18 protein-coding genes and 1 pseudogene are annotated in these 21,079 nt (G+C 67.9%); 7 read left to right on the forward strand and 12 right to left on the reverse strand.

The features are described from left to right. The first annotated feature begins 148 nt into the window (after positions 1-148). Positions 149-353, forward strand: a pseudogene (locus tag F627_RS17340) (hypothetical protein). Positions 354-697: 344 nt separating this feature from the next. On the opposite strand, the gene ruvA reads toward F627_RS17340, so the two are convergent. The 7 genes from ruvA to F627_RS0109950 all read right to left on the reverse strand — a co-directional run bounded on the left by ruvA (position 698) and on the right by F627_RS0109950 (position 6,318). Next, a complete protein-coding gene (ruvA, locus tag F627_RS0109920; RefSeq protein ID WP_018867436.1) occupies positions 698-1,306 on the reverse strand; it encodes a Holliday junction branch migration protein RuvA in 609 nt (202 codons plus the stop codon). Then, positions 1,303-1,818 carry a crossover junction endodeoxyribonuclease RuvC gene (ruvC, locus tag F627_RS0109925; protein ID WP_026279293.1) on the reverse strand — a complete coding sequence of 172 codons (516 nt, stop codon included), beginning with the start codon at positions 1,816-1,818 and terminating at the stop codon, positions 1,303-1,305. Before ruvC ends, ruvA begins: the two co-directional genes overlap by 4 nt. A gap of 21 nt (positions 1,819-1,839) precedes the next feature. Further along, positions 1,840-2,580 carry a YebC/PmpR family DNA-binding transcriptional regulator gene (locus F627_RS0109930; RefSeq protein ID WP_019583966.1) on the reverse strand — a complete coding sequence of 247 codons (741 nt, stop codon included), beginning with the start codon at positions 2,578-2,580 and terminating at the stop codon, positions 1,840-1,842. Positions 2,581-2,863: 283 nt separating this feature from the next. Then, positions 2,864-3,493: a triacylglycerol lipase gene (locus F627_RS0109935; protein WP_017941367.1), complete on the reverse strand. Its 630-nt coding sequence runs from the start codon at positions 3,491-3,493 to the stop codon at positions 2,864-2,866. Between the two features lie 21 nt (positions 3,494-3,514). After that, a complete protein-coding gene (aspS, locus tag F627_RS0109940; RefSeq protein ID WP_019583967.1) occupies positions 3,515-5,299 on the reverse strand; it encodes an aspartate--tRNA ligase in 1,785 nt (594 codons plus the stop codon). A 101-nt stretch (positions 5,300-5,400) separates the two neighbouring features. Next, on the reverse strand, positions 5,401-6,051 hold the full coding sequence (locus F627_RS0109945) for a DUF502 domain-containing protein (RefSeq protein ID WP_019583968.1): 651 nt from the start codon (positions 6,049-6,051) through the stop codon (positions 5,401-5,403). Positions 6,052-6,054: 3 nt separating this feature from the next. Continuing rightward, positions 6,055-6,318: an FmdB family zinc ribbon protein gene (locus tag F627_RS0109950; RefSeq protein ID WP_018867442.1), complete on the reverse strand. Its 264-nt coding sequence runs from the start codon at positions 6,316-6,318 to the stop codon at positions 6,055-6,057. A 167-nt stretch (positions 6,319-6,485) separates the two neighbouring features. Between F627_RS0109950 and F627_RS0109955 the strand changes: the two genes are divergently transcribed. Genes F627_RS0109955 through F627_RS0109965 form a run of 3 tightly spaced genes read left to right on the forward strand, consistent with a single transcriptional unit; the run spans position 6,486 to position 9,124 of the window. Further along, on the forward strand, positions 6,486-6,863 hold the full coding sequence (locus tag F627_RS0109955; RefSeq protein WP_018140668.1) for a DsrE family protein: 378 nt from the start codon (positions 6,486-6,488) through the stop codon (positions 6,861-6,863). A gap of 10 nt (positions 6,864-6,873) precedes the next feature. Further along, on the forward strand, positions 6,874-7,728 hold the full coding sequence (locus F627_RS0109960) for an SDR family oxidoreductase (protein ID WP_019583969.1): 855 nt from the start codon (positions 6,874-6,876) through the stop codon (positions 7,726-7,728). 19 nt (positions 7,729-7,747) lie between these two features. Continuing rightward, entirely contained in the window at positions 7,748-9,124 is a 1,377-nt protein-coding gene (locus F627_RS0109965; protein ID WP_019583970.1) for a nucleoside recognition domain-containing protein, read from the forward strand. A 23-nt stretch (positions 9,125-9,147) separates the two neighbouring features. Here the strand turns inward: F627_RS0109965 and F627_RS0109970 are convergent, their stop codons facing one another. From F627_RS0109970 to F627_RS0109990, 5 genes are all read right to left on the reverse strand, one after another. Further along, complete coding sequence (locus F627_RS0109970; protein ID WP_019583971.1) at positions 9,148-12,918, reverse strand: PAS domain-containing protein; 3,771 nt, start codon at positions 12,916-12,918, stop codon at positions 9,148-9,150. Between the two features lie 28 nt (positions 12,919-12,946). Next, the gene (locus F627_RS0109975) at positions 12,947-13,153 is read right to left on the reverse strand and encodes a hypothetical protein (RefSeq protein ID WP_017941374.1); all 207 of its coding nucleotides are present in this window, start codon (positions 13,151-13,153) and stop codon (positions 12,947-12,949) included. Positions 13,154-13,195: 42 nt separating this feature from the next. After that, on the reverse strand, positions 13,196-13,414 hold the full coding sequence (locus tag F627_RS0109980) for a hypothetical protein (RefSeq protein ID WP_018867447.1): 219 nt from the start codon (positions 13,412-13,414) through the stop codon (positions 13,196-13,198). A 267-nt stretch (positions 13,415-13,681) separates the two neighbouring features. Next, entirely contained in the window at positions 13,682-16,987 is a 3,306-nt protein-coding gene (locus F627_RS0109985; RefSeq protein ID WP_018875877.1) for an efflux RND transporter permease subunit, read from the reverse strand. Then, a complete protein-coding gene (locus tag F627_RS0109990; protein ID WP_018867449.1) occupies positions 16,984-18,009 on the reverse strand; it encodes an efflux RND transporter periplasmic adaptor subunit in 1,026 nt (341 codons plus the stop codon). The genes F627_RS0109985 and F627_RS0109990 overlap by 4 nt, the downstream gene beginning before the upstream one ends. A 547-nt stretch (positions 18,010-18,556) precedes the next feature. Here F627_RS0109990 and F627_RS0109995 point away from each other — a divergent pair. From F627_RS0109995 to F627_RS16510, 3 genes are all read left to right on the forward strand, one after another. Beyond that, complete coding sequence (locus F627_RS0109995; protein ID WP_026279294.1) at positions 18,557-18,898, forward strand: phenylpyruvate tautomerase MIF-related protein; 342 nt, start codon at positions 18,557-18,559, stop codon at positions 18,896-18,898. A gap of 34 nt (positions 18,899-18,932) precedes the next feature. Next, a complete protein-coding gene (locus F627_RS0110000) occupies positions 18,933-20,642 on the forward strand; it encodes a proline--tRNA ligase (protein WP_019583972.1) in 1,710 nt (569 codons plus the stop codon). Positions 20,643-20,778: 136 nt separating this feature from the next. Beyond that, the gene (locus tag F627_RS16510; RefSeq protein WP_231366576.1) at positions 20,779-20,952 is read left to right on the forward strand and encodes a type II toxin-antitoxin system RelE/ParE family toxin; all 174 of its coding nucleotides are present in this window, start codon (positions 20,779-20,781) and stop codon (positions 20,950-20,952) included. Positions 20,953-21,079: the final 127 nt, after the last annotated feature.

The raw sequence follows: 21,079 nt of genomic DNA on the forward strand, positions 1-21,079 counted from the left end.
TTTTCGCGGGCGGCGCTGAACTCGCTGCGCCTTCGGCTCCGCTCAGACATCCAGCGCCTCTGATCCCGCGAAAACCCTCTCCACTCGGCGCGACGACAACGGGGGTTCAAGGTCAAGACAACAGCGATCCACAGGTTCGTGGTAATAGATGAAGGCTGGGTCTTCCGGCATCTGGGCACGCTCGGCCTTTGGCCGTTGCGTGCCGCGCCCGCGCAGCGGGCGCCGGGGGCTTTCAGGCGGCAGGGCCGTTGTTGTGTCGCGGGGTCGGAATACCTCCTGTCTTGACCTTCCTCCCCCGTATGGAGCCCCTTGCGGAAGGGTTCTCGGGCCGGGAGAAGGCGCTGGATGTCTGAGCGAAGCCGAAGGCGTAGCGAGTTCAGCGCCGCCGGCCCGAGGGCCCTGGAGCAAGGTTCCCGGGCGGAATCCGGGTGCCCTTCTTTGGGCACTTTCTTGGGCAAGCAAGAAAGTGCCTCGGGGCGCGCTGGCGAGTCAGCGCCAGGCAGTATGCGGACCGAAAGCACGTAAACACCGGATGTCGAACCAGAACCAGCCACCACGAGGCAGGGGCCGGACCGGAGGCACCGTAAACACCAAACGACGAACCAGGGCCAGCCACCAATACAGCGCAAGCGGCGGACCGAAAGCACATAACCGCGGGCGACGACGCTGGCCAAGCCAGGATCGCTGCGGGTGTGCGCTAGCGCTTGACGGTAGAGCGCAGCGCGAGACGCACCAGCGTCTCCACCGAGTCGGCCTGGTCACGGACCGCCGCGACCATCTTCTCGGCGCTGGCCCGCGGATAGCCGAGAGACTCCAGCGCGGCCAGGGCCTCGCCCTCCATCGCGGCCGCCGGCGTGGGCTCGCTGCCCGCCGCCGCCCCGGCGGGCGCGGCGGCAAAGCCCATCTCGGCCAGGCGCTCGCCCAGCTCGAGCACCACCCGTTCGGCGGTGCGCTTGCCAATGCCCGGCACCTTGGCCAGGCCCGTCACGTCGCCACCACTGATCAGGCCCGCCAGCTCGTCGCCGGCGTAGGTCGAGAGCATGGCCAGCGCCAGTTTGGCACCGATACCGTTGACGCGGATCAGACGGCGGAAGAGGTCGCGGTCGCGCTTGTTCAGGAATCCGAAGAGCTGGTGGGCATCCTCGCGCACCACCAGGTGGGTCGCCAGCACGACCGTCTCGCCGGGTTCCGGCAGGGCCGCCAGCGTGGACAGCGGGACATCCACCTCGTAACCAACCCCGCCGGCGTCGATCACCACGCCGTTCACCTCGCGACTGATCAGCCGCCCCTCCAGCCGAGCGATCATGGGCGCCCCCCGATCATCGCAGCAGCCGAGCCCTGCAGGCGCGCCTCGTTCTGCCGGGTGTGGGCGTGGCAGAGCGCGACGGCCAGGGCATCAGCGGCATCGCTGCTGGCCGGTTCGGCCAGGCGTAAAAGTTGCTGCATCATGTGCTGGACCTGCTCCTTGTCCGCGCCACCGACACCGACCACGGCCAGCTTGATCGCGCGCGGGGCGTATTCGTGTACCGGCAGACCGGCCTGGGTGGCGGCGCAGATGGCCGCGCCACGGGCGTGCCCCAGCTTGATCGCGGACTGGGCATTGCGGGCGACGAACACCGACTCGATGGCCAGTACGTCGGGCTTCAGCTCGTCGATCACCTCGACTACGCCGGCGAAGATCTCGCCCAGGCGCTCGGGGAAGGCCTTCGCCTTCGGCCGGATCACGCCGTGGCCGCAGGAACGGCCACGACTGCGATCAAACTCGATGACCGCAAAGCCGGTCACGCGGGAGCCGGGGTCGATCCCGAGGATGCGCACGCCGCTCACGCCGCGGCCGGATCAGTCACCGCTGACTTCTTCGGGGAAGTCGGCGTTGGTATAGACGTTCTGCACGTCGTCCAGATCATCCAGCATGTCCAGCAACTTCAGGACCGACTCGGCGGTCTCCGCATCCAGCGGCGCAAGGGTCTCCGGCCGCCAGGTCACCTCGGCGTTTTCCGGCTCCAGACCGCGCTCGGTCAGCGCGGCGCGCACGTCCTGATAGGTCTCCGGCTCGGTGATCACCTCGATGGCACCGTCGTCCTCGACCTGCACATCCTCGGCCCCGCCCTCCAGCGCGGCCTCCATCACCACCTCGTCATCCAGCCCGGGGGCGAAACGGATCACACCCTTGTTCTGGAACAGGTAGGCGACCGAGCCGTCGGTACCGAGGTTGCCGCCCATCTTGGAGAAGGCGTGGCGGACCTCGGCAACCGTGCGGTTGCGGTTGTCGGTCATGCAGTCGACCAGGACCGCCGCGCCACCCGGGCCATAGCCCTCATAGCGGATTTCCTCGACATTGTCGCCATCACTCTCGCCAGCGCCGCGCTTGGCGGCCCGCTCGATGGTGTCACGGGTCATGTTGGAACCCAGCGCCTTGTCGATCGCCAGGCGCAGGCGCGGATTGGTCTCCGGGTCCGAGCCACCCTGGCGCGCGGCGACGGTGATCTCGCGGATCAGCTTGGTGAAGAGTTTGCCGCGCTTGGCGTCCTGGGCATTCTTGCGATGCTGGATGTTCGCCCACTTGCTGTGGCCTGCCATTCGGTCACGACTCCTTGAGTTGGGTTCGGTTGTGCCGACCCGGCATACCGCCGGGCACCGGAATGCGCACAGTCTAATCGCTGGGGCCGCGCTAATCACGGATGCGCACGACGTGCCCACGCGGTGAACCTCAAGCCGTCATTGCGAGAAGCGCAGCGGCGAAGCAATCGCTTGACGGGACCGTAACGTTCGGCCCGCCGCCGGAGCCACCCAGCGAGATCGCCACGGCGCTGCGCGCCGCGCGATGACGATTCTTGTTGCCCCTGACGGGGTTCGCCAGGCGTCAGGGCAGGAACTCGCCCGCCTCCAGGAAGTGCAGGGTCTCGCGCACCACCACGGTGTCGAACAGCATGCCCATGTGCGTGACCGGCAAGGTCAGGTGGCGCGAGACGTCTGGGCCCCGCGTCTCGTCTACCGCGACCAGGCCGTCATGCGGATGCGGCAGGCGCGCGATCAGCGGGCCCGGCCCGATCGCGCGGCTGCCGGCCAGCATGCCGATGTCACGCCCGCGCAGGATCGGGCTGCCACCGAGCAGGCCGCGATCCAGCGCCGCGCCCAGCCACCAGCGCCCGGCCCGGTTCCGCGCCAGCCGCGCCGCCACGCGACTGCCAGCCAGGGGCGAACCCAGCATCACGATGCGGCCCGGGCGCTGCACCGGCGCGACCTCGAACAGGTGACGCACCACCACGCCACCCAGGCTGTGTGCCACCAGGTGCACCAGGTCCCCGGGGACCTGTTCCAGAAAGGCCGCCAGCGCGCGAGCCGCCTGTTCCGGAGACTGACGCTGCGAGGCGTAGCGAAACGGGTACACCGCGTGGCCCCCGGCGCGCAGTCGACGCCGTAACAAGGCCATCTCCAGGCCGGACATATGCCAGCCGTGGACGGTAACAACGCTGGTGCGCATGCCGGCCATGATGCGCGACCGGCCGGGCCGTTACCCGGCCTGTTGCGTAGCGCTGGCACGCAGGCGGATACCCAGTTCGCGCAGCTGTTTCTCGCCGACCGGCGCCGGGGCGTCGGTCAGCAGGCAGGCGGCCGTCTGGGTCTTGGGGAAGGCCATTACGTCGCGAATGGAATGGGCGCCGCTCATCAGCATCACCAGACGATCCAGACCAAAGGCCAGGCCGCCGTGCGGCGGGGCGCCGAACTCCAGCGCATCCAGCAGGAAGCCGAACTTCTCGCGCGCCTCGTCCTCGCCGATGCCGAGGGCCTCGAACGCGGCCCACTGCATCTCCGGGTTGTGGATACGGATGGAGCCACCACCGACCTCGGTGCCGTTGAGCACCATGTCATAGGCGCGGGACAGGGCCTCGCGCGGGTTGGCGCGCAGCGCGTCCGGGCTGTCCACCGCCGGGGCGGTGAACGGGTGATGCAGGGCGTACAGGCGCTTGTCCCCGTCGTCGTACTCGAACATGGGGAAGTCGACCACCCACAGCGGCTGCCAGCCCGCCTCGACCAGCTCCAGGTCGTGGCCGATCTTCACGCGCAGCGCACCGATCGCCTCGTTGACCACCGAGGCCTTGTCCGCACCGAAGAAGATCAGGTCGCCGGCGGCGGCCGCAGTCTTTTCCAGAATCTGCCGGGTCACGTCCTCGGGCAGGAACTTGAGGATCGGCGACTGCAGCCCGCCCGCGAGATCGGCCGGGTCGTTGACCTTGATGTAGGCCAGGCCCTTCGCGCCGTAGCGGCCGACGTACTCGGTGTAGACGTCGATCTCCTTGCGCGTGAGCCTGGCCCCGCCCGGCACGCGCAGCGCGGCCACGCGGCCCTCGGGGTCGTTGGCCGGGCCGTTGAAGACCTTGAACTCTACCTGCTGCATCACCTCGGTCAGCTCGGTGAACTCCAGCGGGATGCGCAGATCCGGCTTGTCGGAACCGAAGCGGGCCATCGCCTCGGCATAGGCCATACGCGGGAACGGATCGGGCAGCTCCACGCCCTGGACCTCGCGGAAAAGGTGGCGGATCAGGCCCTCGGTCACGTCCATCACGTCGGCCTCGTCGACGAAGGCCATCTCCATGTCCAGCTGGGTGAACTCCGGCTGGCGGTCGGCGCGCAGGTCCTCGTCGCGGAAGCAGCGGGTGATCTGGTAGTAGCGGTCCATGCCGGACATCATCAGCAGCTGCTTGAACAGCTGCGGCGACTGCGGCAGGGCAAAGAAGCTGCCAGGATGCGTGCGGCTGGGCACCAGGTAGTCGCGCGCACCCTCCGGCGTGGCCTTGGTCAGCATCGGGGTCTCGAGGTCGAGGAAGTCGCGTTCCTCGAGGAAGCGGCGCATGGCGGCCGTCACCTGCGCGCGCAGGCGCAGGCGCTGCTGCATCAGCGGGCGGCGCAGGTCCATGTAGCGGTAGCGCAGGCGGGTGTCCTCGCCGACGTCCTCGTCGTCCAGCGGGAACGGCGGGGTCTTCGCGGCATTCAGGACCTCCAGCTCCAGGCCCAGGATCTCCACCGCGCCGGTGGTCAGGTCCGGATTCTCGGTGCCCTCGGGGCGCCGGCGAACGCGACCGGTCATGCGGATCACGTACTCGCTGCGCAGCTGCTCGGCGCGCGCGAAGACGTCCTCGCGGTCGGGGTCGAACACCACCTGCACCAGCCCCGCGTGGTCGCGCAGGTCGACGAAGATCACGCCGCCGTGGTCACGCCGGCGGTTGACCCAGCCGCAGAGGGTCACCTCCGAGTCGAGTTCGTTCTCGGTGACACGTCCACACAGATGAGTTCGCATTGCGCTGTTCCAGCCGAAGGGCACGCCCGCAAGGGGCCTGCACGGTGAGTCGGGAAAACGGGACGAACATGGCGTTCGCACCCGCGAAAAGGCCGGAAATCTTACGATTTGCCCTGCCCCTGCGCAACCGGAGCCGGGGCATCCTCGGGGCTTTTCAGGGGGGTGACGACCCCCATGGACATCACGAACTTGAGGCCGTCCTCCACCGTCATGTCGAGTTCAATCGCCTCTTCGCGCGGGACCATCAGCACGAAGCCCGAGGTCGGGTTGGGGGTCGTCGGGACGAATACGGTGATTACCTCGTGCTCGGTACGCTCCTGCACCTCGCCGGTGCCGACGCCGGTCATGAACCCGACCGACCACAGGCCGCGGCGCGGGTATTCGATCAGCATCACCTTGCGGAAGGCCTGGCCGCCATCCGCCAGTACCGTCTCGGTCACCTTCTTCACTGCCCCGTAGATCGAGTTGACCAGCGGGATGCGGTGCACGATGGACTCGCCCAGCGCGACCAGCTTGCGCCCGACGATGTTGGCCACGATCACCCCGGTGACGAACACCACGACGATCGCGACCACGATCCCCACGCCCGGGATGGAAAAGCCCAGCAGCGCCTCCGGCCGCCAGCCCGGCGGCAGGAGGAGGATGGTGAAGTCCAGCAGGTCGACCAGCAGCTTGATAATGAAGCCGGTGACGATCAGCGGCAGCCAGACCAGCAGCCCTGCAATCAGGTAGCGGCGCAGGGAAACCAGCATGGGTCAGGTGCTGGCCGCGGCCTTGCTCGTGGAAGTATCGGACTTGCCGGCGCCACCGCCCGAATCCTTCAGGTTGCGCTTGCCGTCCTTCTTGAAATCGGTCTCGTACCAGCCGCCCCCGGCCAGGCGGAAACCGGCGGCGGAGACCTGCTTGGTCAGGGCCTCGGCACCGCACTCGGGGCAGGTGGTGGCGGGCGGGTCGGAGATCTTCTGCAGGATCTCGGAGATCTCGCCGCAATCCTTGCACTGGTATTCATAGATGGGCATGGCTGGAATCCTCGGAACACATCCGCGAAAACACGGGTTGAGGCGTATTATGCGGCCGTTCGCCGGGAATAAAAGGCCTTCCGCACCGACAGGCGGTGTTTGCGCCGCGCGGCCGCAGCGCGGATGATTCGCCCCATACCCGAATGCACTGCCCGCAAGGACCTGCCATGGCCGAAAAGATCGTGATCATGCTGCTGAATCTGGACCTCGACCGCCCCGGCACCCTGGGCGCCCCGTTCTTCCAGGCCACCGTCGCCGCCGCGATGGATCTCGAGGTCGAGATCTACTTCGCCGCCGGCACCACCCGCCTGCTGCGACAGGGCGTGGCGGACCAGATCTACCCCGGCGAGGCGAAGGAGAAATCCGTCTACAGCTTCATGCAGGACGCCCACGAGGCCGGCTGCGCCTTCTACGCCTGCGCCGGTGCAATGGACGAAAACGGACTGACCCTGGACAACGCGGTCCCGGAACTGGACGGGATGCGCGGCGGCGGCGCCTTCATCGGCGAGGTCGTTGAGGACGGCGTCGCCACCCTCACCTACTGATCCGGCCGCCATGAGCGAACCCTCCCAGCGCGCGGTCCTGATCACCGGCTGTTCCAGCGGCATCGGGGCCTGCACCGCGGGCATGCTGCGCGAACGCGGCTACCGGGTCTTCGCCACCGCCCGGCGCAGCGAGGATGTCGCGCGGCTGAAGAAGGACGGCTTCGAGGCATTGCAGCTGGACCTGGATGACTCCGCCAGCATCCACAGCGCAGTCACCGAGATTCTGCACCGCACCGACGGCCACCTCTACGGCGTGTTCAACAACGGTGCCTATGGTCAGCCCGGCGCGGTGGAGGACCTCAATCGCGCCACCCTGCGCGCCCAGCTGGAGACCAACGTGCTTGGCTGGCTGGAGCTGACGAATGCCGTGCTGCCCGCCATGCGCCGCGCCGGCGAGGGCCGCATCATCCAGAACAGCTCGGTCCTTGGGCTGGTCGCCCTGCGCCTGCGCGGCGCCTACGTGACCTCCAAGTTCGCGATCGAGGGCATGAGCGACACCCTGCGCCAGGAACTGCACGGCACGGGTATCCATGTCTCGCTGATCGAGCCGGGCCCGATCCGCAGCGAATTCCGCGCCAACGCCCTGAAGGCCTTCCGCGAACGCATCCAGCGCGAGCACAGCCCGTGGCAGGAGACCTACCGTGCCGCCGAGGCCCGCATGGCGGACGCCGAGTCCGATGCGCCGTTCACACTGGGGCCCGAGGCAGTCGCGCGCTGTGTGGTGCACGCCCTGGAGGCCCGCCGGCCACGGGTGCGCTATCACGTGACCTTCCCCACCCGGTTGTTCGCCTTCCTCAAGTGGCTGCTGCCGGCGCGGGCGCTGGATGCTGTGCTGCGCGGTGTATCACGCGGAGAGAACCGCTGACCGTGGCAAACTGCGAGGCATGAACCTGATCTTTCTCGCCCTGATCGTGATCGCCGTGGCAACGGCCGCGATCCGCGAGATCCGCTCCACCGACCCGGACGAGCAGCCGATGCAGGCGCTGTCCGAGGGCGCAATCGACGCGGCCGGCTCCGCGGTGGAACTGGCGCTGGGTCTGGTCGGGGTAATGGCGCTGTTCCTGGGCCTGATGAAGATCGCCGAGGCTGGCGGCCTGCTGACCGTACTGGCCCGCCTGCTGCGGCCGCTGATGACCCGCCTGTTCCCGTCGGTCCCGCCGGAGCACCCGGCGATGGGCGCGATGATCCTGAACTTCTCCGCCAACATCCTGGGGTTGGGCAACGCCGCGACCCCGTTCGGCATCCGCGCGATGCAGGAGCTGGAGAAGCTGAACCCGCACCCGGGCACCGCGACCAATGCGATGGCCCTGTTCCTGGCAATCAACACCTCCAGCATTACATTGCTGCCCACCGGGGTGATCGCGCTGCGTGCCTCGCTCGGCTCCGAGGCCCCGGCGGCGATCCTGCCGACCACGCTGTTCGCCACGCTGTTCGCGACCATCGCCGGCATTACCAGCGCCCTGATCCTGCAGCGCTATTTCCGCAGCCCTGCGCCGACCCGATCGATCGACCCGCACGCCGCCGATCGCGACGGCGCCACGGACCTGGACGACACGGTTCGCGCGACCGAGTCCCGCAGCACCCCGTCCGACGCCGAAGCGGGCGCGACCGAAGAACCCGCCCCGGAGCAGCAACCGATGAACATCGAGGTGCCCACCGAGGGCTACCCGGCCTGGGTCTCGCTGACGGTACTGGCCGGAGTGCTCGCGATCATCCCGCTGACCATCCTCTACGGCCAGGCGATCGCCCCCTGGATCATCCCGGGGCTGGTGGTCGGCTTCCTGTCCTACGGGGTGATCCGCGGCGTGCCGGTCTACGAGGTCTTCGTCGAGGGGGCCAAGGAGGGCTTCAACGTGGCCCTGCGCATCATCCCCTACCTGGTCGCAATCCTGGTCGCGGTGGGGATGCTGCGCGAGAGCGGTGCTTTAGGCATGTTCGTCGGGCTGGTCGGGCCGCTGACCACGCCGTTCGGTCTGCCGGCCGAGGCCCTGCCGATGGCACTGCTGCGCCCGCTGTCCGGCTCCGGCGCCTATGGCATCATGGCCGGCATCATGCAGGACCCGGCCACCGGGCCGGACACCCACGTCGGCATCCTGGTCTCCACCCTGCAGGGCTCGACCGAGACCACCTTCTACGTGCTCGCGGTGTACTTCGGCGCCATCGGCATCAAGCGCGTGCGCCACACTCTGGCGGCCGCGCTGACCGCGGACGCCGTCGCCGTGGCCGCGGCGATCGCGATCGTCGCATTCCTCTTTCTTTGAGAATCGCCGACGCGCGCGGCGGCTCAGCCGCTCGCGCGACCCGCGGCACAGCGCTGCAGCGCGCCCAGCAGATCGCTCGCCCCGATCGGCTTGGTGAGCAGAGCATCAAAGCCGGCCGCCGCCACCCGCTCGCGCGTGGCCTCGGTGGCATCGGCCGTCACCGCGATCACCGGGATCGCCGCCAGCGCCGCCTCGGCGCGCAGCGCGCGCAGCACCTGAAAGCCGTCCATCACCGGCAGATTCAGATCGAGCAGGACAAGCCCCGGCGGGTCCCGCAGGGCCATGTCCAGGCCCGCCACGGCGGAGTCCGCCACCCGGCAGTCGCTCACCCCCTGCTGCCTCAGCATCTCGCGCAGCAGACGCTGATTGGCGGCATGATCCTCGATGCAGAGCACCCGGCAACCCTCCCGGATCGCAACGTCCGAGGCTGCGCCCACGTCCTCTCCGGCCGCGGGCGGGAGGTGCTCCTGCGCCGCGGGCAAACGGAACCAGAAGGTGCTGCCCGTACCCGGTATGCTGTCGACGCCGATCTCGCCGTCCATCAGCTCCACCAGGTTGCGGGTCACCGCAAGGCCCACCCCGCTCCCCTCGATTCCCTGCTCCTCGGCCACCAGGCGCTCGAAGGGCTGGAACAGCCGCTGGCACTGCTCCGGCGTCAGCCCCGGCCCGTCGTCGTGCACCGCGATCCGCACGCCGGAGCCCTCGTGTTCGCAGGTCACGCGCACGCGCCCGTCCGGCCGGTTGTACTTGACCGCGTTGGACAACAGGTTCAGGAGTACCTGCCTCAAACGCCGGGGGTCGGCCTGCACCATCACCGTCGGCAGGGGCTCCGCTGCGAGCACCACGCGATGCTCGCGCGCCAGGGGCTCCAGCAGGGACAGGCATTCATCCAGTAGCGGGTCCACGGCGACCGGTTCCGGCTCCACCTGCATGCGCCCCGCCTCGATCCGCGCCAGGTCCAGGATCTCGTTGATCAGGTCCAGCAGATGGCGCCCGGCGCGCATGATTTCATCGAGATGGCCGCGCTGGTGTTCATCCAGAGCCGGATCGCGCTCCAGCAGCTGGGCAAACCCGAGAACCGCGTTCATCGGCGTGCGCAGCTCGTGGCTCATGTTGGACAGGAAATCCGACTTGGCCCGGTTGGCCGCCTCGGCCGCCTCGCGCGCACGGTGCAACTCGGCGCGACGGCGCAGCTCGTCGGTGAAGTCGCTGAAGATATTGAAGCCGTATTGCGGTTCGCCGCGGTCGTCGAGGACGACGCCGATGTTGCTGACGGTGATGAACACCGCCCCATTGGCGCAGCGGTGGGGCAGCTTTCCGGCCCAGGAACCGCCTTCGGAAAGCACCCGGTCGATCTCCCGCGCCTCCTCTTCGGAGTCCTCGGGGATGATATTCATCTCGCGGAAGCTCCGGCCCAGCATCTCGCTCGACTCGTAGCCCACCATCTCGCGCGCGGCGGCATTCACGTAGACGAAGCGGCCCGCACGGTCCACTACCGCGATGCCCTGCCCGGAGGACTCGAAGATGCGCTGGAACAGGGCCAGATGTTCCTGGGCCTCGTGCAGTTCGGTGATGTCCTGCAGGCTCCCGGCGATGTGCGCGGGTCGGCCCTCTGCATCCAGGCTGACACTGGCGATGACGTGGACAAAGCGGGTCCGCCCGTCCCGGAATTGCACCCGGTGACCGAGTTCGTGGTGTCCGGCCGCGTTCAGGCCCTGCAGAAAGGCCGTCACCGGCTCGCGATCCTCCGGGTGCACCAGCGCCAGGTATGTGTCGCGCCCGAAGGACGCATCCCCCGCATCCGCCTCGAAGATCTCGTGGATGACCCGCGACCATGTGATCGCCCCGCTTTGCGGGTCCATCTCCCAGTTGCCGATGCGCGCCAGGCGCTGCGATTCCAGCAGCCGGGTAGACAGCTGGGACAATGCCAGTTCCGAGGTCTTGCGCTTGGTGATGTCCTGCATCACACCCAGCATGTACAGAACCTCGCCGTCCTGATCCCGGACCACGTCGCCGCGCTCGAGCAGCCAGTGCTCCGAGCCGTCGGGCCAGATGACGCGATGCTCCAGTTCAAGATAGGACCCGCGACGCAGACTGCTGGCGATCGCATTGCGCACCCGGATGCGATCGTCGGGGTGCACCGCCTGCACGAAATTGGCGACCGTGGGTTCCAGCCCGCCCTCGGGATAGCCCAGAAGCGGCGGGATGCGCTCCGACCAGCCCAGCGCCTCGCGGTTCGGCGCCCATTCCCAGGTCCCCATGTTGGCGAAGATCTGGCTGGAGCGCAGGCGGTGCTCCTGATGCTTCACGTGGGTGATCTCGGTGCGGATCGACACGTACTGGTAGGGGCGCCCGTTGCTCCCGAGATACGGGACGATGGTGGTCTCCACCCAGTACAGCGAGCCGTCGCGCGCACGATTGCACATTTCGCCCTGCCAGACGCGCCCGGACGCGATGGTGGACCAGAGCTCGGCATAGAATTCCGGTGGATGCTGGCCGGACTTCAGGATGCGGTGATTGCGGCCCATCAGCTCGGACACCGCATAGCCGCTGCCCCGGGAAAAGCGCTCGTTGGCGTAGACGATGTTGCCGGCCACGTCCGCGATACTGACCAGGGCATGTTCGTTGACGGCCACATGCTCGCGTTCGCGCTCGTACAGGGCATCGCGATAGGACTGGCTGACCCCGTCGATCTGGCGCATCTGGCGCGCCCGCGCGGCAATCGCGGCCTGGATACGGGCTGGCTCCACGGGCTTCAGAAACACCCCCGCCACACCGGGGTGCACCGTCATCAGGGCGTTGATCCGTCCGGGGTCCTCGGTCAGGAACAGCAGCGGGACCGCCCCCCCGTTGTCCCGAGTACGCAGCAGCGCGACAAACGATTCCGCCGGTTCGTCCAGCCCCTGCAGATCGAGGACCACCACATCGGCGCCGATCTCGCCCAGCCGGAGGCGCGCATCCTCCGGGTCGGACACCGTCGATACCTCCAGCCCGGAAGCGGCCAGATGATGAGCGAGTTCGCTGTCCGCCTCCCCGGCGACCAGCAGCACGCGATAATCCGACTCCACGATTACGCCGCCGATCTGCATCAGCTGCTCGACCAGGGTGTCGGTTACCAGGGGGTGATCGAGGCAGCGCGTCACCCCCTGGCGCACGCATTCGAGGCGGGCGCCGGGACTCCAGGCCTGAGCGACGGCCAGCACCGGAAGCCCGCTGGCCAGCGCAGACGCCAGCCCCGGCAAGCCGCCCCCGTCCGCCGCGACCACGTCGGCACACAGCACCACTGCGGAAAGCGGCTCGTCGTCGGCCACGGCAGCCTCGCCCCGGGTTACACGAAAACCCTGGTCGGCCAGCATGCGGGCCACCGCCTCGCCGACCGCGCCGCCGTCGTCGATCAGGCGGACTCGTGACTCCGCCGGACGCCCCCCTACAGGCTGCATGCGCGCCTGCGCCGCCGGCCGCGCCCGCTGCCGATAGGCCTCCACGGCCGTGGCCAAGCGGCGCACCCCCGCGACAATCAGGTCACGATCCGGTCCGGGCGGGGCCCGGCGTACGCCGGCCAGGGCGGCCCGCAGCGATTCCGCCGCGCCGCGGATCAAGCCGACATCGAAGACCTGCCCCGACTGCGCCAGCGCCTGGGCCTCGCGGTACAGGGTGATCAGGCGTTCGCCATCCGCAAACGTGCCGTCGAGCTGACCGGACAGGGCCTCCAGATCCGCGACCCGCTGCCCCAGTGACTCGAGGAATTCGCCCCGCAGGCGTGCCAGCCCCGGCGATGCCGGGGCTGGTGTCACGAGAGGCGTACGTGACGGATGCACCGAATCAGTTCGGCGGGCCGCCCGGATTGATGTCCTTGTCCTTGACGATAAAGTAGACCCCGATCGCCGCCAGGCCCATCCACATCAGCAGTGCAAACACCCCGAGGATCTCCCAGAGCGTCACGAAGAAGAACAGCATGATGGCGGCGGCGCCAAGGAAGATGTTGCCGATCACGAAATTGGACGGCCGGCGGGAATCATTGTCGGGCATGGAGCACTCCGGTACGGGTGCCAGGGACGGCACCGGGCAGGGCTATTGCTTCTTGTAGGGGGCGAAGTCGAACTGCCCGGCGGTCATGTCGTCCCACAGATCGCTCTGCAGCACGGCCAGCAGCTTGAACAGCTTGCGCAGTTCGGGGTCATCCATGAAGCGCTGGTCCTCGCTGGCCTTCAGCGTCTCGACCAGGGTGGCGCACTGTTCGCGGCTGATTCCGAGGACGTTCAGGCCCTCTTCTCCCATCTCGACATCCATCGAGCGTCTCCGGTTCGTTCAGGTGGCACCGATTGTAGCCGCATGCCGCCGCACGGCGAAAACACCGGAACCCGCCCGCGTCATTGCGAGGTCCTGCCAGGGGCTATGGCACAAAAAGCGCGACGCGCGTTGAGCGGCCGCAGGCCGGCCCGAAGGGCGAGCGCAGCGGGAACCCCGCGACGAAATCCCGATGCTCGCCCCACCCGAAGTCGCAGCCGGCCACAGAGATCGCCACGGCGCTGCGCGCCTCGCGATGACGGGATCCGCTTACGCCGCCTGGGCGCGGATCAGCTCGACCCGGTTGCGCACGTACAGGTAGTACAGCACCGGGATGATCACCAGCGTCAGCAGCGTGGAGACAAACACGCCGAAGATCAGCGAGATCGCCAGGCCGGAGAAGATCGGGTCATCCAGAATAAACCCGGCGCCGACCATCGCCGCCAGCCCGGTCAGGATGATCGGCTTGGCGCGCACCGCACCCGCGTGCACCACTGCCTCGATCACCTCCACGCCACGGCGGATCTCCTCGTTGATGAAGTCCACCAGCAGGATCGAGTTGCGCACGATAATCCCGGCCAGCGCGATCATCCCGATCATCGAGGTCGCGGTGAACTTGGCGTCCATGAAGAAGGCATCCATGAAGGCATGCCCCGGCATCACCCCGATCACGGTCAGCGGGATCGGCGCCATGATGATCAGCGGCACCATGTACGAGCGGAACTGCGCGACCACCAGCAGGTAGATCAGGATCAGCCCCACCGAGTAGGCAATGCCCATGTCGCGGAAGGTCTCGTAGGTCACCTGCCACTCGCCGTCCCACTTCAGGGAGAAGTTGTACGGGTTGTCCGGCTGGCTGATGAACAGCTGCTCCAGCGGCTCGCCATAGGCCATGGGCTGATCGCGCAGGCCGAAGAACATGTCGAACATGCCGTATAGCGGGCTGTCCAGACCACCGGCCAGGTCGCCCATCACGTAGACGACCGGCAGCAGGTTCTTGTGATGGATCGAATGCTCCAGGGTCGAGTCCACCACATTGACCACCTCGGACAGCGGCACCAGCGTGCCGTCGCGCGAGCGCACCTTGAGCCCCAGCACCGGGTCCAGGCTGCCCTTCTCGGCCTGTTCGAACTCGAGCCGCACGGGCACCGCGTACTTCACGTTGGAGCCGTAGAGGTAGGTCACGTCCTCGCCGGACAGCGCGGTCTCGATCGCCTGCACCACCGCCTGCTGCGACACGCCCAGGCGCGCGGCCCGCTCGCGGTCGACCTGCAGGATCTTCTTCTGCCCCGGGTATTCCACCGAGTCGTCGATATCGGTAATGCCGTCGGTGTTCTCGAAGCGCTCGCGCACCTGGCGGGCGATCTCGATCTGACCGTCGTAGTCCGGCCCGTAGATCTCGGCCACGATCGGCGACATCACCGGCGGCCCCGGCGGCACCTCGACCACCTTCACCGCGGCACCGTGACGATCGGCGATCTCGTTGATTGCCTCGCGCACACCGAGCGCCACCGCATGGCTCTGGCGCGAGCGCTCGGAGGCATCCACCAGATTCACCTGGATGTCGCCGACGTGCGAGCCCTCACGCAGGTAGTACTGCCGCACCAGGCCGTTAAAGTTGATCGGCGCCGCGGTACCCGCGTAGGTCTGCACGTTGTGCACCTCGGGCACGGTCTTCAGATAGTCGCCCATCTCCGCCAGCACGCGGGAGGTACGTTCCAGGCTGGTGCCCTCCGGCATATCCAGCACCACCTGGAACTCCGACTTGTCGTCGAACGGCAGCATCTTCATGACCACCAGCTGGAAGTAGGCCAGTGACACCGAGCCGAGGATCAGCACCAGGGTCCCGACCCACAGCACCAGGCGGTTGGTCTTCTTGCGCCCGGAGGTCCCGAGAAACGGCAGCAGCAGGCGGTTGAAGATCTTCATCAGCCCGGCGGAGGCGCTCTCGCCTTCCGCGCCGTGCCCGCCGCCGGCCGGTGCGGCATGCGCGTGCTGCTCGGCCTGGCGTCGCAGCACCTTGTACGTCAGCCAGGGCGTGACCACGTAGGCCACCGCCAGCGAGATGATCATCCCCATCGAGGCGTTGATCGGGATCGGGCTCATGTAGGGCCCCATCAGCCCGGTCACGAAGGCCATCGGCAGCAGGGCCGCGATCACGGTGAAGGTCGCGAGGATGGTCGGTCCGCCGACCTCGTCCACCGCGAGCGGGATGGCCTCGAGGAATTTCCTGCCGCCCTTGGCCATGTGCCGGTGGATGTTCTCCACCACCACGATGGCATCGTCCACCAGGATCCCGATGGAGAAGATCAGCGCGAACAGCGACACGCGGTTGAGGGTGAAGCCATAGGCCCAGGAGGCGAACAGGGTGATCGCGAGCGTGATCACCACGGCCACACCGACGATGAAGGCCTCGCGCCAGCCGAGTGCGATCCAGACCAGGATCACCACCGACGCGGTCGCGAGGATCAGCTTCTGGATCAGGGTGTTCGCCTTGTCGTCCGCGGTTACGCCGTAGTTGCGGGTAATGGTCGTCTCGATACCGTCGGGGATATAGGTCCCGCGCAGTTGATCCAGGCGCTCGACCAGGGCGTCGGCGATATCCGGGGCATTGGTCCCCGGTTGCTTGGCAATCGCCACGGTGACCGCCGGGTGGCTCTCGCCCGCGCGCGCTCGATCGCCGGCGGCCGCGCCATGGGCAAAGCGCACGTGCTCGGTGGCATAGGCCGGGCCCTGCACCACCTCGGCAACGTCCTCGAGGTAGATCGGACGGCCGTCGTGCATGCCGACCACCAGACTGGCGAAAGCCTCGGGTTCGGTAATGAAGTCGCCGGCCTGGACGAGGATCTCTTCATCGTCCTGATAGAGCTGACCGGCGTCGCGCGAGAAGTTGGAGGCCTGCAGGCTGGTGCGCAGGTCATCCACCGACAGGTTGTAGGCAGCGAGCGTCTCCGGCTTGAAGCGCACGTGCACCACGTGGTCCGGGCCGCCGACCGTGTAGATATCACGGGTACCCGGGACCCGCTTGAGCTCGGCCTCGATCCCGTGCGCCACGCGCAGCAGATCGTGCCCGCCGCGCTCGGGGTCCTCGGTCCACAGGGTCACGTTGACGATCGGCACGTCGTCGATGCCCATCGGCTTGATGATCGGCTCGCCGACCCCCAGCCCCGGCGGCAGCCAGTCCTGGTTGGAGAACACCTGGTTGTACAGGCGCACCAGCGCCGCGGTGCGGTCCTCGCCGACCTCGAACTGAATGGTGATCTGCGCCATGTTCGGGCGCGAGACGGAATAGATGTCATCGATGCCCTCGATCTCCGAGAGCACCTGCTCGGCCGGCGTGGCGACCAGTTGCGCCACCTCCTGCGCGCTCGCCCCGGGGAACGGGATGAACACGTCGGCCATGGTCACGTTGATCTGCGGCTCTTCCTCGCGCGGGGTCACCAGAATCGCGAACAGCCCCAGCAGCAGCCCCAGCAGGGCCAGCAACGGGGTGATCTGGGTGGTCAGGAAGGCCTGCGCGATGCGCCCGGAGATCCCCATCCGCTCGGACGCCCCCTCCGTGGTGGCATCGCTCATGGGTTCACCTGCTGATGTTCCTTCAGCCAGATCTGCGCGTGGACCGGATCCAGCGCCACGCGCTCGCCGGCCTCCAGACCGCCGTGGATCTCGATCAGGCCGTCATGCTGACGCCCGACCCGTACCTGGCGGAACGCCACCCGGTCGTCCGCATCCACCACATAGACGGCGATGACCTCGCTGCGATAGACCACGGCCTCGGTCGGCACCACCAGGCGCTCCACCGCGTCCACGACGAAGGCGGTCTTCACGAACATGCCGGGGAACAAGCCCAGATCCTGCTGCTCCGGCAGGTTCACGCGGATGCGGAAGGTCGAGCTGGCGGGATCGGCGTAGGGGAAGATGGTCAGGCTTTCGGCCGCCACCCGGTCTCCGTTCAGCAGGACCTCGGCACTGCGCCGCTCACGCACGCTGTGAATCAGACGCTGCGGCACATCCACCGCCACCCGCAACTGGTCCAGGCTGATCCCGGACAGCAGCGGCGACCCCGGGCTGACCGACTCGCCGACCTCTACATGGCGCTCGGTCACGATCCCCGAATAGGGCGCGTACACCTCGGTGTAGCCCAGTTGTTCACGGGCCTCCTCGACCCGACCCTCGGCCGAGCGCAGGCGGGCACGCGCCGACTCCAGCGCGGCCTCGGCTCGATCGAACTCGGAGCGCGACACCACCCCGCGATCGAACACATCGCGAATGCGCTCGAACTCCGAACGGGCCTCGTTGAAGCGGGCGCGGGCCTCGGCCAGATCGCCCTCGGCCTGGCTTACACGAGCCTGCTGCTCGGTGTCGCTGACCCGGACCAGCAATTCATCGGCCTCGACGAAGTCGTCGACATCCACGTAGATCTCGCGGATCCGCCCGGAGGTCTGCGCCGAGATCGTGGACCGCTGCACTGCCTCGACGCGGCCATCCAGGATCCGTTCCTGGGTGATCGTCTGGCGTTCGGCGGTGGCCGTCTCGAACGGCAACTCCGCCTGGGCCGCAAACGGCAACAGCAGCAGGGCCCACAGGGTGTGGCGCATCCGGTTTCGTGTCATGAGGCGTCTGTCCTTGCTCGAAGAGGTCGTCGGGGGTGCGCAGGCGCGCACCGGGCCCGGAACCATATATTAGATTTTTCTAATTTATTATTTCCTGATGTTGAACGCAATCCGGCCGTCCGGCCCCGCCGCGTTCGTCTCCCTCGCAGCGAGTATAGCCACCCTGACAAGGGTTTCACCCGCTAGGGAGACGCTGATTGAATCGCACGTCCGCGTTGGTGCCCCCTGTTTTCCGAGGCAAGGCGCGTCGTGCAGCGGGTAGTGGTTCTACCCGCAAGCGGCGCAACGCAGGATCGGGGAACAGGGGGCACCAACCCCACAAGCCACTGGCCGCTTTTGCATGCGCACGGCGTTGCGGCTCCCTTGTGCAGAATGACTGCACGGCAGTCACCGCGCATTAAACGCACGCAAAAGCGACTCGAGCGCGGACGTGCGATTCAATCAGCGTCTCCCTAGGCTGACGCGAGCGCTGCACCGACCCCGCGCTCCCCGTATCATGGCGACCTTTCGCCGCAACGCCCCGGAGGATGCCATGCCGCTGCTGCAAGTCGAGACCAATGCCGCCCTGCCCGACGACACCGCCACGTTGTGCCAGCGTCTGTCCGCCGCGGTCGCCGACTGGCTGGGCAAGCCCGAGGGCTACGTGATGGTCGCCTGCCGCCACAACCCGGCCATGTGCTTTGGCGGGCGCACCGATCCGCTCGCGTACTGCGAGCTGAAGAGCATCGGCCTGCCCGAGGGCCTGACCCGCGAGCTGTCGCGCAAGCTGTGCGACAGCCTGCAGGCGGAACTGGGCATCGAGCCGGCCCGCGTCTACATCGAGTTCGCCGACGCCCCGCGCCACTTCTGGGGCACCAACGGCACCACGTTCTGAATCCTTTCCAGCCATCAACCACGGACTGCCCCCGATGCGCGTCTCGCAATTCCCGCTGAACACCCTGAAGGAAACCCCGGCTGACGCCGAGATCGTCTCGCACCAGCTGATGCTGCGGGCCGGCTACATCCGCCGGCTGGCCTCCGGGCTGTACACCTGGCTGCCGCTGGGCCTGCGCGTACTGCGTCGAGTGGAAAACATCGTACGCGAGGAGATGAACCGCGCCGGCGCCCTGGAGGTGCTGATGCCGGCGGTGCAGCCGGCCGAACTGTGGCAGGAATCCGGGCGCTGGGACTTCTACGGCGCCGAGCTGCTGCGCCTCAAGGATCGCCACGAGCGCGACTTCTGCTTCGGCCCGACGCACGAGGAGGTCATCACCGATCTGGTGCGCCGCGAGATCCGCAGCTACCGCCAACTGCCGGTCAACTACTACCAGATCCAGACCAAGTTCCGCGACGAGCGCCGCCCGCGTTTCGGCGTGATGCGCGCCCGCGAATTCCTGATGAAGGACGCCTACTCCTTCCATATCGACGCCGACTCCCTGGGCGACACCTACCAGCAGATGCACGCGGCCTACACCCGCATCTTCGAACGCTGCGGTCTGGACTTCCGCGCGGTGGAGGCCGACACCGGCGCCATCGGCGGCAACACCTCGCACGAGTTCCACGTGCTGGCCAGCTCCGGCGAGGACGCCATCGCGTTCTCCCCGGCCGGGTTCGCCGCCAACGTCGAACTGGCCCCCTGCCCGGTGCCCGCGCCGGCCCCGGCCCCCGGCGCGGCGCTGGAGAAGATCGCCACGCCCGACGTGCACACCATCGACGATCTCGCGAAATTCCTGGACATCCCGACCGAGCGGACGGTGAAGACCCTGGTGGTGGCCGCCTCCGACGCGATCGACGCCGACCTGGTCGCCATCGTGCTGCGCGGCGACCACGAACTGAACGCGGTGAAGGCCGAGAAGCACCCCTGGGTCGCCGAGCCGCTGCGCATGGCCGAAGCCGCCGAGATCCGGGCCGCCTTCGGCGCCGATCCGGGTTCGCTGGGCCCGGTGGGAAGCCCGATCCCGGTGCTGGCCGATCAGACCATGCTGGGCATGGCGGACTTCGTGGTCGGCGCCAACGAGAACGGCCACCACCTGACCGGCGTGAACTGGGGCCGCGACCTGCCGCAGCCGGAGAGCGCCGACCTGCGCAACATCACCGAGGGCGAGTTGGCCCCGGACGGCTCCGGGGCGATCGAGATCCGCCGCGGCATCGAGGTCGGCCACATCTTCCAGCTCGGCGACAAGTACAGCCAGGCCCTGGGCGCCCGCGTACTCGACGAGGACGGCCGCGAGCAGGTCGTAACCATGGGCTGCTACGGCATCGGCGTCTCGCGCGTGGTCGCCGCCGCGATCGAGCAGAACTCCGACGAGCGCGGCATCTGCTGGCCGACGGCGATCGCCCCCTTCGACATCGCCCTGTGCCCGATCGGCGCCAAGAAGTCCCAGCGTGTGCGCGAGGCCGCGGAGAAACTGCACGACGAGCTGGAGGGCGCCGGCTTCCAGGTCCTGCTGGACGACCGCGAACAGCGCCCCGGCGTCATGTTCGCCGACATGGAACTGATCGGCATCCCGCACCGTCTGGTCATCGGCGAACGCGGCCTCGACGCCGGCGAACTCGAATACCAGGCACGCACCGCCAGCGAGGCCGAACACCTCCCGATGGATGGCCTGCTCGACGCCCTGCGCCAACGCCTGCAATAAGGGCTCGGCGGTCACCGTGCCTCGCCCGCAGAAAACAGCGCCGAAGTGACGGGCGTATTCGGGACCGGTATTTCCCGGGAGAGTCCGGTTCGACAACCGTTTGCGCGCTAATAACGCAGCGCGTTAACATTTATCCATGATCCAGAGCTACCGCGGCAAGGAAGCCGCGCGGCTGGCCCGGGGCGAGAGGGCACGCCGCCTGCCCGACGAGGTAACGCGCCGGGCACGAATGCGTCTGGCGCGCATCCACGCTGCCACGCGTCTCGAGGATCTGCGCCAGCCTCCCTCGCATCGACTAGGGAGACGCTGATTGAATCGCACGTCCGCGTTGGTGCCCCCTGTTTTCCGAGACAAGGCGCGTCGTGCAGCGGGTAGTGGTTCTACCCGCAAGCGGCGCAACGCAGGATCGGGGAACAGGGGGCACCAACCCCACAAGC

Source organism: Thioalkalivibrio sp. ALE16 (assembly GCF_000381305.1).
Taxonomy (GTDB): domain Bacteria; phylum Pseudomonadota; class Gammaproteobacteria; order Ectothiorhodospirales; family Ectothiorhodospiraceae; genus Thioalkalivibrio.